Annotated in this window: 9 protein-coding genes and 1 rRNA gene; 7 read left to right on the top strand and 3 right to left on the bottom strand. The window is 59.5% G+C overall.

Annotated elements, in window-relative coordinates; translation table 11 throughout:
- Together ACM6IK_RS20755 and ACM6IK_RS20750 are read left to right on the top strand one after the other, a co-directional pair.
- Nucleotides 1-3,310, top strand: a 3,310-nt coding sequence (locus tag ACM6IK_RS20755) for a beta strand repeat-containing protein (protein WP_414875808.1), incomplete at its 5' end; no start/stop codon positions are given.
- 145 nt (nt 3,311-3,455) lie between these two features.
- On the top strand, nt 3,456-3,794 hold the full coding sequence (locus ACM6IK_RS20750) for a tryptophan synthase subunit beta (RefSeq protein WP_090452373.1): 339 nt from the start codon (nt 3,456-3,458) through the stop codon (nt 3,792-3,794).
- Between the two features lie 45 nt (nt 3,795-3,839).
- Here ACM6IK_RS20750 and lapD read toward each other — a convergent pair whose 3' ends face one another.
- Nucleotides 3,840-5,786: a cyclic di-GMP receptor LapD gene (lapD, locus tag ACM6IK_RS20745; RefSeq protein WP_414875807.1), complete on the bottom strand. Its 1,947-nt coding sequence runs from the start codon at nt 5,784-5,786 to the stop codon at nt 3,840-3,842.
- A gap of 14 nt (nt 5,787-5,800) precedes the next feature.
- Nucleotides 5,801-6,493 (bottom strand): cysteine protease LapG, encoded by a 693-nt coding sequence (gene lapG, locus ACM6IK_RS20740; RefSeq protein ID WP_414875806.1) that lies wholly within the window; start codon nt 6,491-6,493, stop codon nt 5,801-5,803.
- A 196-nt stretch (nt 6,494-6,689) separates the two neighbouring features.
- On the opposite strand from lapG, the gene ACM6IK_RS20735 reads away from it, so the two are divergent.
- The 5 genes from ACM6IK_RS20735 (at nt 6,690) to ACM6IK_RS20715 (ending at nt 13,750) form a co-directional block, all read left to right on the top strand.
- Entirely contained in the window at nt 6,690-7,400 is a 711-nt protein-coding gene (locus ACM6IK_RS20735; RefSeq protein ID WP_414875805.1) for a GntR family transcriptional regulator, read from the top strand.
- A 731-nt stretch (nt 7,401-8,131) separates the two neighbouring features.
- Nucleotides 8,132-8,908 carry a DUF3050 domain-containing protein gene (locus ACM6IK_RS20730; protein WP_414875804.1) on the top strand — a complete coding sequence of 259 codons (777 nt, stop codon included), beginning with the start codon at nt 8,132-8,134 and terminating at the stop codon, nt 8,906-8,908.
- Nucleotides 8,905-9,834 carry a diiron oxygenase gene (locus tag ACM6IK_RS20725; protein WP_414875803.1) on the top strand — a complete coding sequence of 310 codons (930 nt, stop codon included), beginning with the start codon at nt 8,905-8,907 and terminating at the stop codon, nt 9,832-9,834. Before ACM6IK_RS20730 ends, ACM6IK_RS20725 begins: the two co-directional genes overlap by 4 nt.
- Before the next feature lie 13 nt (nt 9,835-9,847).
- Entirely contained in the window at nt 9,848-13,258 is a 3,411-nt protein-coding gene (locus tag ACM6IK_RS20720) for an amino acid adenylation domain-containing protein (protein ID WP_414875802.1), read from the top strand.
- Nucleotides 13,259-13,282: 24 nt separating this feature from the next.
- Nucleotides 13,283-13,750 carry an SRPBCC family protein gene (locus tag ACM6IK_RS20715; protein WP_414875801.1) on the top strand — a complete coding sequence of 156 codons (468 nt, stop codon included), beginning with the start codon at nt 13,283-13,285 and terminating at the stop codon, nt 13,748-13,750.
- Between the two features lie 105 nt (nt 13,751-13,855).
- Here the strand turns inward: ACM6IK_RS20715 and rrf are convergent.
- A 5S ribosomal RNA gene (gene rrf, locus ACM6IK_RS20710) occupies nt 13,856-13,971 on the bottom strand.
- Between the last annotated feature and the right edge of the window lie 60 nt (nt 13,972-14,031).

The following is a 14,031-nucleotide window of genomic DNA, read 5'->3' as shown; positions in this document are numbered from 1 at the left end:
TGCCAGCGAACGTGTGACCACTGCTGAAGATGCCCCGGTGAGCGGCAGCGTCCTTACTGGGGCCTCAAGCGTCGATGGCCCGGTCAGCGTGGTCAACTTCAGCATCGACGGTGTGACTGGCACTTTCACAGCGGGCCAGACCGCGACCATCGCCAATGTCGGTACCCTGGTCATCGGCACCAACGGCGCTTACACCTTCACCCCGGACGCTAACTACAACGGCGCGGTGCCGACCGTCAGCTATACCGTGACTGATGGTTCCGGCAGCAACGTCACCTCGACCCTGAACATCGACGTCACGCCGGTCAACGACAACTTCGCCGATGCCAGCGAAACGGTCTCGACTCCGGAAGACACCGCCCTGACCGGCAGCGTCCTTACTGGAACTTCGAGCGTCGATGGCCCGGTCAGCGTGGTCAGTTTCACCATCGGTGACACCACCTACGCCGCCGGCAGCACCGCGACCATCGCCAACGTCGGCACCCTGCTGATCGCGGCGAACGGCGCCTACACCTTCACCCCGGATGCCAACTACAGCGGCAACGTGCCAACCGTCAGCTACACCGTGACCGACGGTTCCGGCACAGACGACACTTCGACCCTGAACATCAGCGTCACGCCGGTCAACGACAACTTCACCGACCTCAGCGAAACGGTCTCCACTCAGGAAAACACCGCCGTCACCGGCAGCGTCCTCACCGGCACGAGCAGCGTCGACGGCCCGGTCAGCGTGGTCAGTTTCACCGTCGGTGCGACCACTTACACCGCTGGCAGCACCGCGACCATCGCCAACGTCGGCACCCTGCTGATCGCGGCCAACGGCGCCTACACCTTCACCCCGGCCGCCAACTACAACGGCGTGGTGCCGACCGTCAGCTACACCGTCACCGACGGCTCGGGACCCAACGACACTTCGACCCTGAACATCAGCGTCACCCCGGTCGACGACCCGAGCGTGCTGGCTGCCGACCTCAAAACCACCCTTGAGGACACGGTCGCCACCGGTAACGTACTGACCAACGACCGCGATGTGGATAACGTCCTCACCGTGACCAAGTTCACAATTGGGGGCACCGAGTACAGCGCGGGGAGCACTGCCACCATCGCAAACGTGGGCAAGCTGACTCTCGGCGCAAACGGCGACTACAGCTTTACCCCGGCCGACAATTGGAGTGGCAAGGTTCCGACTGTGGCCTACACCACCAACACCGGCTCTAGCACCACGCTGGACATCAGTGTGACCGCGGTAGCGGATACACCGATCGTGACCGCCACCGCGACTCAGGTGGCCGAGAACAGCAGCATTGCGCTGGGCCTGAAGGTAACGTCGGTGGACACTGATGGCTCTGAAACCCAGACCATTACCTCAATCGCCGGCATCCCGGCGGGCGCGACCCTGACCGATGGCACGCACACCTTTACTGGCACAACCGGTAACGGCGTCGTCGACCTCAGCGGGTGGGATGTGAGCAAGTTGAGCTACACCCCGGCACCGTACGCTACCGGCACCAACACGCTGACCGTTACGGCAGTCTCGACCGAGGGCCAGGGTGATTCGGCCAGTAATACGACGCAGATTCCGATCACGATCAACCCTGCAGTCTATAACCCGCTCACTGCCACCGCAGGTAACGACACGGTCACCGGCACCAGTGGCAATGACATCGTGGTGTCCGATATTGGCGGGCTGACGGTCGTACCAGGCCAGAACTACAACATCGCGTTCATGGTCGACAGCTCGGGCAGTATGGGCGATAGCTCCATGGCGGCGGCGAAGAAGTCTCTGGAAGCGGTATTCACTTCGCTGATCGCCAGTGCGACTTCGAAAGACGCGAATCCGGGCACTGTGAAAGTGTTCCTCGTGGACTTCGACACGACGGTCAAACAATCGATTTCGATCGACCTGTCCAGCAAGGATGCTCTGGCGAACTTGAAGTCGGTTCTCGACAGCATAAAATCGGGTGGATACACCAACTACGAGGACGTGTTCAAGACCACCGCCAACTGGTTCTACAGCGCTGATGCGAAGAGCAACCCGAACGCGATCAATCTCACCTACTTCATTACCGACGGTGAACCAACCGCTTACACCAGCTCTGAGCAGACCAACCCGGTCGTCGTTGACTTCAGGTCGAACAGCGCCACGGACGTGACCCTGGACAGCCTGTTGAAACTGGGTGACTACAAGCCTGGCTATGCGTTCAACACAGTGATCGGCGGTGTGTCTCGTACGTTGGTCGATGCCAGTGGCTCCGTGTACAAATGGAGTGAGGACAACAAGGGCAACTGGAGCTCTTCCAAATACAGTGGCCTGACACTTCATGCGCAAGGTGACGGCACTTATGAGCTGTCGGCCAACGATGGCGATGGTTACGTCGACAACACCAGTGCCTCGAATGCCGCAGCGGCATTTGCCCTGCTGGCGGCTGCCAACTCCACTGTGCAGGCCATCGGCCTGAACAACGAAGTCAAAGAAAGCGATCTGGCCCCCTACAACACCACCGACGGCAAGCCGCTGGCCAATATCAACCCTGCGGATCTGGCCAACGCGATCCTCGGCCACAGCGAGGCCACGCTACCGGGCCAAGACACCGTCAACAGCGGTGATGGCAATGACATCATCTTTGGCGACCTGGTGAGCTTCAACAGCGTCACCGGCGAGGGTTACGCCTCGTTGCAAGCTTTTGTCGGACTGCAAACCGGGGTCGAAACCAACCTGGTCACTCCAAGCAATGTGCACCAGTACATCACCGAGCACTACAGCGTGTTCGATGTGTCTGGCGCTCAAGATGGTGCCGATACACTGCTGGGCAATGCCGGCAATGACATCATCTTCGGCCAGGGCGGCGACGACAAACTCTACGGCGGCGCAGGCAATGACATCCTGCTTGGCGGGACCGGAAATGACCTGCTGGACGGTGGCGACGGCAATGACATTCTCTTGGGCGCAAAGGGCAATGACACCCTGACTGGTGGTTCCGGTGGTGACACCTTCGTCTGGAAAGCAGGCGATACCGGTAACGACGTGATCAAGGACTTCAAGGCCAGCGAAGGCGACCGGATCGACCTGCGCGATCTGTTGCAGGGCGAAACCGGCAGCACGATCGACAACTTCCTGAAGATCACCACGGTCGATGGCGTGTCGTCGCTGCAAGTCAGCTCGACCGGCCAGTTCAACTCGGGCAATGCGGCGGCGGCCACGCCGGACGTGACGATCAAACTGGAAGGCAACAACTGGTCGAGCGCCAACCTGCACAACCTGATTGCCGGTAGCGACCCGACCATCAAAGTCGATCACAACAACAGCTGATGCACGAAAACGGCCGCACCTTATGGGGTGGCCGTCACGTTTAGGCCCACTGCCCGGTGACGATTTCGTCACCGCGCCACATACTGGCGTGCGGTTGACCTATGCTGCTGACAGCACGACACCGGTTAATTCTGAGGGATGCTCAATGTTTTACGTGCAACGCGATGCGCAGGGTCTGTTGGTACGCGTGGAACCCGCCGCCTATGCCGAGGCCACGGAAACGCTGGCGGCCGACAATCATGAGATCCAGGCCTGGTTTGCCAACGCGGCGGTGGAAAACAGCCTCAAGCAGCTCAAGCAAAGTGACCTGGAAATGATCCGGGTACTCGATGACTTGATTCAGGTGCTGACCCAGAAAGGCGTGATCCGCGTCACCGACCTGCCAACGGCGGCCCAGGCCAAGCTCATGGACCGAAACCAGGCCCGTGAAGCCTTGGGTGGCTTGAGCCAATTGATCGATGATGAAGAGACCGGGCTGATCTGACGCGCCCCTGCGATCATTCCCACGCACGGCGTGGGAGCGATCACATCAACCCCAGGGCTTGGGTTCGCCGAACAGCTGGCCCTGCACACCGTATAGCCCCATCTCGCGAATCACCGACAACTCCCCTTCTGTCTCGACCCGCTCGGCAATCAGCGGCAGATCAATGCTGTGCGCAGCGCGCTGGATCGCCTCGATGAACAGGCGTTTGTCACTCTCCAGATCAATCGACCGGATGTAGCTGCCATCGATCTTCAGGTACGCCAGCCCCAGCCGTGCCAGGTTGCCGATCATGCTGAAGCGGCCACCAAAACGTTGCAGGCTCAGGGAGAAGCCAAGTTCGCGCAGGCGCCGGGTCAGCTGCTCCAGCACCGCCTGGTCAGGCAGTTGCTCTTCGCCAATCTCCAGGGTCAGGCGCGAGCCCAGGTTGGAGTGTGCGCGCAGTATTTCGAAGATTTTGTTTTGCGCCTGCGGGTCGCCCAGGGTCGCCGACGACAGATTCAGCGCCAGCGACTCCTCATGCTCGCTCATTTGTTCCAACACCCGCTCGAGCATCAGCCGATCCAGACGCGCGGTCCAGCCGAAGCGCTCCAGCCAAGGCAGAAAACGCCCGGCGAGGATGGTCTGGCCGTGTTCATCGAGCAGTCGCGACAACACTTTGTAATGCAGTACCAGTTGCGTGTCCTGGGCGGCGACTACCGGTTGGAAATACAGCTCGAAACGCCGCTGTGTCAGCGCCTGGTCGAGCATCAGATGCCAGGCGTGGTGATCGTCGCCGACATTGGCCGAGAGGCTGTGTTCGATACAGGCCCAGTTCTGTTCGCCCTGGCCTTCGGCCTGCGCCAGCGCCTGATCGCCAAGACTGAGCACGGTTTGCGGCGAGTCGCCGTGAGCAAAAGGCGCCAGGCCGATAGACGCCACGGCTGCCACATCGGTGGCGCCGGTAGCGTGCAGACTAGCCAAGGCACTGTCGAGGCTCTGTGCCAGTTGCAGCGCTTCCGCACGTACCAGTCCCGGCGCCAGCACGGCAAATTCGCCACCGCGGATACGGGTCACCAGGTTTTGGGTTTCCGGATATTTGGCGCACTCGCGAGACAGTTGCTCACCGACGGCCTTGAGCACTTCATCGGTGCGCTGGCCGCCGAGGCGCTGGTTGAGACCGGCCAGATCCTTGACCCGCAACAGCAGCAGGTACCCCGAACTGGCCTGCTCCGGGTTGCTCACCCGCGCATTCAATTGCATCTCGAAATAACGCCGGTTGGCCAACCCGGTCAATGAGTCCTGATAGGACTCGACCCGTAGTTTTTCACTGCGCTCGGCCTGCTCCTGGAACAGCGCCTTGAGCTTCTCGACCATCTGGTTCATGGCCTGCACGACCCGGCGAAGTTCGGGGGTGCGCGGCAGTTCCGGCAGGCTGAGGAATTCCCTCCGGGCGATGGCGTGGGATTGTTGGACCATGTAATCCAGCGGCCTCAATTGCTGGCGCAGCAACAGCGCGCCGAGTACCGCACTGACCGCGCCACATAGAAGCAACCAGCCCAGGCTGCCCAAAGCGCTTTGCCACAACTTGGCCAGCGCGAACATCGGGTGACTGACCACCTCGACCCGGGCAGCCTGCTCCCAGCCGCGGCTGACGATCGCATCACCACCAGCGGGCTCCAGGCCGATCAGTTTGACGAACCAGTCCGGAACGTTGTTCACCGCCGGGATACCTGTGCGCTCAACCAGGGTCTGGTCGGTCTTGAGATCGACCACGCGGATGCTCGCGTAGTAACCGCTGTCGAAAATCGAGCTGACCAGCAACTCGACCATCGCCGGGTCGTCGATGTTCGGTGTCAGGGAAAGCGCCAGCGCCGTCGCGGCGTCCTGGGCATGGGAGCGCAGCTGGTTGACGTACTGAGTGCGCGAGCTCTCCAGACTGACCATGAAACTGCCGGTGAAGGCGACCACCAGGAACAGACAGATAGCAATCAACAGCTGTTTGAACAAAGACATCTGAGCGTGTGCTCCTAGTTAGTCGTCTCGACCGGGAATCCTTCGGCCTGCATTTTTTTCAGCACATCCTGCCAACGCGAAAGGCCTTTGGTATCGCCGACCTTGTTATTGCCCTTGGCGCCCGGCAGCCACAACCCTTCCGCATTGAAAGAGTAGACCGGCAGCAAATCCTTTCGCTGGCTGGCCGGCTTGATCGCATCAATCAAGCTGTCGAGCACCAAGGGCTCGGCTTCGGGACTCGAGTAGTAGGTCAGCACCATGTGCGCGCGATTCTGAGTCAGTGCCTTGACATAGGTAATACGCAGCTTTTCACTGGCTACACCGAGGTGACGCAGGCTGAAGTACTTGGCAATAGCGTAGTCTTCACAGTCTCCGGCGCCTTTCCAAAAGGCTTCGATCGGGGTTTCCCAGTAATCGACTGCGTGCCACAGGTCGATGTCTTCGACGTATCGCAGTTGTTTATTGAAGAAGCGATTGACCACATCGAGTTGTTCCAGCTCGCCGAGCTGCTTCTGGCTGGCCAACAAGTACTGCCAATCATCAATGCGCTGCTGACCTTCTCCCAAAGGTCCGTACAATACCTGCGCCCGTCGGCTGATCAGGGAAAAATCCCAATCGGCGCTCAAGCTGCCCAGCATTACGCCCGCCAGCAGCAATGCGCTGCACAGCCAGCGTAAAATCCGCGGGATCGTTAAACTTGCCACCAATGCGAGGCATCCTGGATAGGCAGGAGGGAGTCGTTTGAATGGTGAAGGTTAGACCGGAAAAAAACAATGGCACAGTGAGATCACTGGCGGCGCGCTAGACTGCAAGAAAGGCACTCGTGAGCTTGTTTGACAAGCTGTCAGTCAGTTACTAGTGTCATTTGGATCCAAAAATATTCCATCAATCAGGGTGCGTTTAGTGACACAAAAGCCCAACCCTCTCAGCAGTATCAAGGTCAACGGGCCAATTCCCGCACATCTGGCACGCTCGGTGATAGAAGAAACCCTGCGCGCGGCGATACTTGACGGGCGCATTCCTTGCGGTGCGGCCCTGCGCCAGCAAGACCTCGCCGATCTGTTTGGCGTCAGCCGCATGCCAGTACGCGAAGCCTTGCGCCAACTCGAAGCACAATCGTTGCTCAACGTGGTTGCCCATAAGGGCGCCGTGGTCGCGCCGCTGGTCCAGGGCGACGCTGTGGAAACCTATGCGCTACGTATCCTGCTGGAATCCGAAGCCCTGCGTCTCTCGGTGCCACTGCTGCAGGACGGAGATCTCGAACAGGCTGCCCGTTACATCGACGAACTCGAAACGCAAATCGACTACACCGAAATCGGACGGCTCAATCGCCTGTTCCACATGACGCTTTACAGCCGGGCGCCCAATCGCCGACTGTTGAAACTGGTCGAAGACGGCCTGATTGAAGAAGAGCGGTTCCTGCGTTTCAACCTGGAAGCCATGGGCCTGGGCAAATTGTCCCAGGACGACCACCGGGCACTGTTGCAGGCCGCCGAAGACCGGGACGTCGAACGCTCGGTGAAACTGCTCGAACATCACCTGAACCGAGGGGTCGAGGTCATTACGCGCTACCTCAACAGCCCTGAAGTACAGACCAAAAACACGTCGAAGTAACCTGCAGCGGCAAGTCCGGGGAGGCACACCGAAAGGTTCGCCTCGCTGCCCGCACACTCCTCCCGAATGTGCACCGCGAGTAATTTGATTACATCCCCCCTGCGCCCATACCACACCACCCTCGCGACGCCATACCGCAACCCAGCGCCTTGCCACCTTCAAACCTGACCATCGCAACGATAGCGTGATGCCTCAGTAATGGCGGCCGCCTTGATTTGCGCCCACTCTGGGTAACCAAGACACAATAAAACGGGGGACTCGCCGTGCGAATGGCGTCGCCCCCGCCCCAAGAAGCGAAGGAAGGAGCCTCATTACGGGAACGGAAGGATCGGCATCACTCGCGACCTGCTTCCACCCCCTCAGACACCCCCAACGACACCCGATAAAAAGTTACTTCGAGTGAGGCATTCACTCTTTATTCAATTCTGACTTATATAGGCCGGAAGGAGTAACTACGCCAAAATAAAACCAATATAAAAAGTTTTATTGGAACTTATCACCCTTAAAAAAGTTGAATATTAAAATAATATAAAAACAACTTGATCGACACTTTATATATGTATTAATTTTTCTTCGCCGCCATCCACAAGCGGCAGAGACGCCTCAATTACTCGGCATCTATAGCACTGAAAAAGATCAATTCGTTTGAGGTACCCGTTCGCCAGGAGAAAACCTCCAGCGAACTTCAATGTTTGATTACTTCTCAACCAAGATCACTGACAGGCTCATCCATGAAACCAACTAAAGAACGTCTGATTCAAAAAAAAGCCGAACTTAGCGAACATCCGATTTTCGCTGAAATACATTCGCTTGCGGTCCTGCGACGCTTCATGGAAACCCACGTGTTTGCCGTATGGGACTTCATGTCGCTGACCAAGCGCCTGCAACAGGAGCTGACTTGTGTGCAACTGCCCTGGTTGCCGCCAAAGGATCCCCAGGCAGCGCGGCTGATCAACGAGATCGTGCTGGGTGAGGAGTCGGATGACCGCCCGGCCCAAGGTCATTACAGCCACTTCGAGTTGTACCTGGATGCAATGCGCGAAGTCGGCGCCTGCACCGTTGCCATCGAACGCTTCGTGACCCTGCAGCAAGAAGGCGTGAGCTACGACGTGGCCTTGCAGAGTGTCAACGTCGATCCGGCGGCCGCACATTTCGTTCGCCATACGCTACACACAGCCCTGCATGCGCCGAGTCACAGTGTGGCGGCGGCGTTTTTGCACGGTCGCGAGAGCGTTATCCCGCGGATGTTCCAGCGCATCCTCGACGATTGGGGCATCGGCATCGAGCAGGCGCCGACCTTCCGTTACTACCTCGAACGACACATTGAAGTCGACTCCGAAGACCACGGCCCGGCAGCGGAAAAGCTCCTGTCGCGATTGGTCGATAGCGACCCGCAACGGCAGGAAGACGTGTACGCCAGCGCCATCGCTGCCGTGGAAAGTCGTATCGCCCTGTGGGACGGGTTGCGCCTGAGCATGAACGAATCCGTCACGGAGGTGAGCGCATGAACGCCGCCGACTACCAATCCTTCGCCGAAGCCTGGGAAGGTCGCGCGACCATCCGCACACGTCCGCGCCGCGTGCTGGAGAACGACGACAAACTGATCTACCCCTTGAGCCGCCAACCGTTGGTGCTGAGCGAAACCTTTCTGCGCGAATGCCCGGAACAGCGCGACTTCGCCCTGGTGCAGACGCTCTACAAGTTCATCAACGATGTGGTGATTTTCGAAACCGAGATCGTCGACAAAACCGCCCGCAGCATCGCCAAGAATCGCTTCGCGTTCGAGTTCCCGTTCGCCTGCCGCTACGACGCCATGACGGTCGTGGTGGACGAGGATTACCACGCGCTGGTGGCCATGGATTTCATGCAACAGACCATCGCGTTGACCGGCATCACCCCCATCGAATTGCCGGATGAGATCGAGCTGAGCCGGGCGATACCGGCGGCCGTGGCGCTGGCACCGGAGCACCTGCGCAGCGCTGTAGAACTGATCTGCGTGGCCATCGCCGAAAACACGGTGACCGGAGATGTCGCCGCGTTCGCCAAGGACGACACGGTCAAGCAATCGATCAAGGGTCTGATGGCCGATCACCTGCTGGACGAGGGGCGACATTCCGGTTTTTGGGCACGGCTGGTACGCATCTACTGGCATACCGCAAGTGCAGGCGAGCGCCAGTGCATCGCGCAGATCCTGCCGGTGTTCATTGCTCATTACCTGACCAACGACATACAGAAATCCTTCGACTTCCGCTTGATCGACGCACTGCAGATCAACGACACGGCGCGTCACGCACTCAAGAGCGAAGTGTCGGCAATGGCCTTCCCGATCAATCGCCATCACCCGCTGGTGGCCAACATTGTGCGGTTTTTCCACAGCAGTTCGCTGCTCGATTCGCCGTGCGTTCAAACCGCCCTCAGCGACTACCTGGTTTGACGAGGAGCCCATCATGAGACGTCTCGACATTTTGCTCACCGGAAAAAGCCAGGCCCTGACCGACCTGGCACTGGAACTCGAACAACACGGTCACTCACTGACGCGGATCTGCGCGCTCGACGATATGCCTGGACAGGCTGATCTGCTGATCGATGACGGCACACCGTTTCAGTACATCGGGGATGCGCCACGACTGACAATTCAATTGGGTCTCGGCCTGCCGCAGGCGTCCGGCCTGCCATCGCTGGACGTGTTGTGCTGCCTCGGCTCAACGCTGCTGACCCGTGTACCCATTGCCGATGAACCGTCGGGTAACGGTCAGGTTTTGCGTATGCAGGCCCTGACAGCACTGGTTGACCACGTGGCGCTGCTGGTCAGCCGCTACTCGCGCGATGCCGACTATTTTCGACATGCCGTACCCGCCGTCCCCGTCCGCTTCGAGCGCATCGAGAGCCTGTGGTTCCTGGACAGCCTTGCGTTCGTGCATCGCCTCAATAGCACCGCCGACCCACAGCTGCAGCAACTCGCGCAAACGCCGATGATCGAAAGGCTGGAACAGCAATTCATCCAGAGCGCCGACCATCCGGCCTTGAGCATCGCTGGCGACACCCTCGAGTACCGCCAGTTGCACGCGCTCAGCCGTGCCATCGAGCAACGTTTGCGACCGCTGCTGGATCAGCATCAAGGTCCGGTAGTCATCGGGATCTGCTTGCCCAAATGCAGAGCGCTGTATGCGGGCATTCTGGCAATCCTGGGCAGTGGCGCGGTGTACTTGCCGCTGGAGCCGAGCCATCCGTTGCAGCGTCAGCAATACATTCTGTCGAATGCTGGTGCGGTATTGTTGCTGCATGACGGCGAGCATCCCCTGGCGAGCCAGATGCCGGGGCTGGACATCAGCCGCATCGATGTCCTTGACGCAGACCTCACTCAACCGTTGATGCGTCAACGCCCCGACCTCGATGCGCCATGCATGGCGCTCTACACTTCGGGCACCACCGGCCATCCGAAGGGCGTGCTGCTCAGCCATGCCAACCTCGCGCACTTCACACACTGGTACGCCGGCTATGTGCAGCTGACCCGCGAGAGCCGGGTGTTGCAGTTTTCTTCGTTGAGTTTCGACTCATCGCTGATCGACATCTTCCCGACCCTGTTACAAGGCGCCGAGCTGATCGTGCCCGGTGATGACCAACGCCGCGATCCGCTGCAACTTGCGGAACTGATTTGTCGTCGACAACTGACCCACGCCTTTTTGCCGCCCGCCTTGTTGAGCATCCTGCCACTGGAGCAGTTGCAGTGCCTGGATCATGTGATGACCGGCGGCGATGTCTGCGAGCCGTGGGTCATTGAGCAACTGAGCCGTCAGGGCAAGCTCTACAACCTCTACGGGCCCACCGAAGCCACGGTGCTGATTACCGCGCGCAAACTCCAGGCAGGCGACAACAACCGCTCGCTGGGCGCTCCAATCGCCAACAGCCAGGTGTTGATTCTCGATGATGACTTTCAACCGGTGGCCGAACAGACCGTCGGTGAGTTGTACATCGCCGGCCCGGGTGTGTGCCTGGGTTACCTGAACAACCCGCAGCAAACCGCCGAGCGCTATCTGGACCTGAGTCTGCCTGATGGCCGGAGCCTGCGTGTCTATCGCACCGGGGACATGGCGAAGTGGACGGCTGAAGGGATCGAGCTGTGCGGTCGGCGTGATAATCAGGTGAAGATCCGCGGGTTCCGGGTCGAGCCGGAAGAGATTGAGCGCTGTCTGCGCGACAGCCTGCTGTACCGCCAGGTTGCCGTGGTCATCGATAGCCAGCGACGGATCCTGGCCTTCCTTGCCCAACCTCGGGAAGACCTCCCCGGCACCGCTCGCCAAGCGTTGAAGGCCCACGCGACACAGCACCTGCCGGACTACATGCACCCCGCCGCATGGACCGAGCTGGCAAGCATGCCTTACGCCAGCAACGGCAAGGTCGACCGCAAGGCGTTGCTGGAACTGCCTGTGAGCGTCACCGATAACCCTTCACGGCGCCTGCCCGTCAACGCCGATGAGGCCTTGCTGCTGGAAATCTGGGCCGAGTTGCTGGAGCTGCCGGCGAGCGACATTTCCACCGACGAAAGCTTCTTCAATCTGGGCGGGCACTCGATCCTGCTGTCGCGCATGCTCCTGCGACTGCGCGAGGAGTTCGGGCGCAGCATCTCGATCAACCGTTTCATCGAACTCCCCACTCTCGAGAAACTGGCGACTTTGGTGCGCGGTTCCGGCAGCGAAGAAGTGCTGAGCGAACAGGCCATGCGCGATGCCTTCCGCGAGCTGGATGTTCAGCCGCTGCCCGTCAGCCGCATGGGCGATGTGCATAAGGTGATCGTCACCGGTGCCAACAGTTTTGTCGGTGTACACATCGTCGATGCGTTGCTGGCTTGGGGTGCCAGCGAAGTCGCTTGCCTGGTTCGCGATGGCAACGGGCAATCGGCGGACGAGCGCTTTGCCCAGGCGTTGCGGGAGAACCGTCTGGAGCATCTGGATATGAGCCGGGTGAAAGTTTACGCGGCGGACATCACGCAGCCGGAACTCGGTTTGGCGCCCGAGGCTTTCCAGCGACTGGATCGAGAATTTGGCGCACTGGTGCACAACGCGGCCAACGTCAATCACGTTCTCGATTACGAGTCGCTGGCCCGTGACAACGTCGAGCCGATTTTCGAATGTTTGCGCCTGTGCGAAGGACGCAGCAAAAAAATCTTCAACTTCGTCTCGACGCTCTCGGCCTCCAGCACGATATCCGCCGACGGCCGAGTGCTTGAGATGCCGGCCGCACCGACACCACCCATCTACATCAAGAACGGCTACAACCTGTCCAAATGGGTCGGCGAGCGGATCCTCGAACGGGCGCGGGAGCTTGGGGTGCGGGTCAATCTCTACCGCCCCGGCAACATCAGTTTCAACAGCCTCACGGGCGTGTGCCAGCCGCACAAGAATCGCCTGATGCTGATGCTCAAGGGCTCGATCCAGCTTGGCCAGGTGCCGGAATTCGCCTTGAACTTCGACTTGATGCCGGTGGACTTCCTCGCCCGATTCATCGCCTTCCACGCCAGTCGTTATCAACCGGAACAAGCGGTGTTCAACCTGCACAACCCCGAGCCCCTGAGCTGGGACAACTATGTGGCGTCCTTCCGTGAGGCGGGGCGTGAATTCGCGATGGTCAGCGTCGCCGACTGGCAACAGCAACTGGGTCGGGTCGACAGCGACAACGCCTTGTTCGGCGTGCTGGGGTTCTACCTCAACGGCTTTGAGGAGGACATCGGCGACATCTCGATGATCGGGCACGACAACGCCCAGGCGGGTGTTCGGCTGATGGGTGCCCACTACCCGCAAAAATCCCCGGCGCTGCTGCGTCTCGGCTGCGACTACCTCAAAGAAATCAACTTCATCTAACTCAACCCCCAACGGAGCAAAACCATGAGCACTCTGCAACCCGATACCCTGATCAAAAACCCTCAAGGCTGCCACGTGGTGTCCTCGGTGGACGTTCCCGCTGACGCTGCGCAGGTATGGGCCGTAGTCGGTAACTTTGCCGGCTTCGATCGCTTCATCCCGGCACTGTCGCACATCGAAGTGACTGGTGAAGGCGTGTCATCGCTGCGTAAAAAGTTTTTCAAGGACGGCAACCTGGTGGTCGAGCAACTCAACTCCCGGGACGACCAGGCACGGCACATGACCTGGACCACTATCTACAACACCCTGGGTGTGGCCAATCTGTGGGCAGCGATGAGCGTTGAACCACTGGGTGCGGGCAGGTCCCGAGCCATCTGGACCATCATCGCCGAACCGGCGCAGGGCGCCGCCGAGGCGCTACCGGGCTTCAAGGATTTCGTGCAGGGCTTTGCCGATGATGCAATGAACAATGTGCTGAAACTGTTTGCCTAAAATGTGAAAAAGCCCGTTGTGGAGAGGCTCCGCAACGGGCTTTTCAGTACCCCTGAAACGACGAAACCCCTGTCTGCGTTAGCAGACAGGGGTTTCGGAATTCAATCTTGACGATGACCTACTCTCACATGGGGAAACCCCACACTACCATCGGCGATGCATCGTTTCACTGCTGAGTTCGGGATGGGATCAGGTGGTTCCAATGCTCTATGGTCGTCAAGAAATTCTGTGACCAGCTCGTTAGAACATCAACGCGCCAGTGAAAATTGGTGACTTCTACT

It is taken from the genome of Pseudomonas sp. IT-196MI5 (genome assembly GCF_949767415.1).
In the GTDB taxonomy this organism is placed as follows: domain Bacteria; phylum Pseudomonadota; class Gammaproteobacteria; order Pseudomonadales; family Pseudomonadaceae; genus Aquipseudomonas.
Note: the sequence above shows the minus strand (reverse complement) of the source record. Positions and strands in the feature narration are given on the sequence as shown.

What these genes read in the sequence shown, in the direction of transcription:
- ACM6IK_RS20725 (WP_414875803.1), top strand. Translation starts at nt 8,905, where the DNA reads ATGAACGCCGCCGACTACCAATCCTTCGCCGAAGCCTGGGAAGGTCGC.
- ACM6IK_RS20730 (WP_414875804.1), top strand. Translation starts at nt 8,132, where the DNA reads ATGAAACCAACTAAAGAACGTCTGATTCAAAAAAAAGCCGAACTTAGC.
- ACM6IK_RS20750 (WP_090452373.1), top strand. Translation starts at nt 3,456, where the DNA reads ATGTTTTACGTGCAACGCGATGCGCAGGGTCTGTTGGTACGCGTGGAA.
- ACM6IK_RS20720 (WP_414875802.1), top strand. Translation starts at nt 9,848, where the DNA reads ATGAGACGTCTCGACATTTTGCTCACCGGAAAAAGCCAGGCCCTGACC.
- ACM6IK_RS20715 (WP_414875801.1), top strand. Translation starts at nt 13,283, where the DNA reads ATGAGCACTCTGCAACCCGATACCCTGATCAAAAACCCTCAAGGCTGC.
- lapD (WP_414875807.1), bottom strand. Translation starts at nt 5,786, where the DNA reads ATGTCTTTGTTCAAACAGCTGTTGATTGCTATCTGTCTGTTCCTGGTG.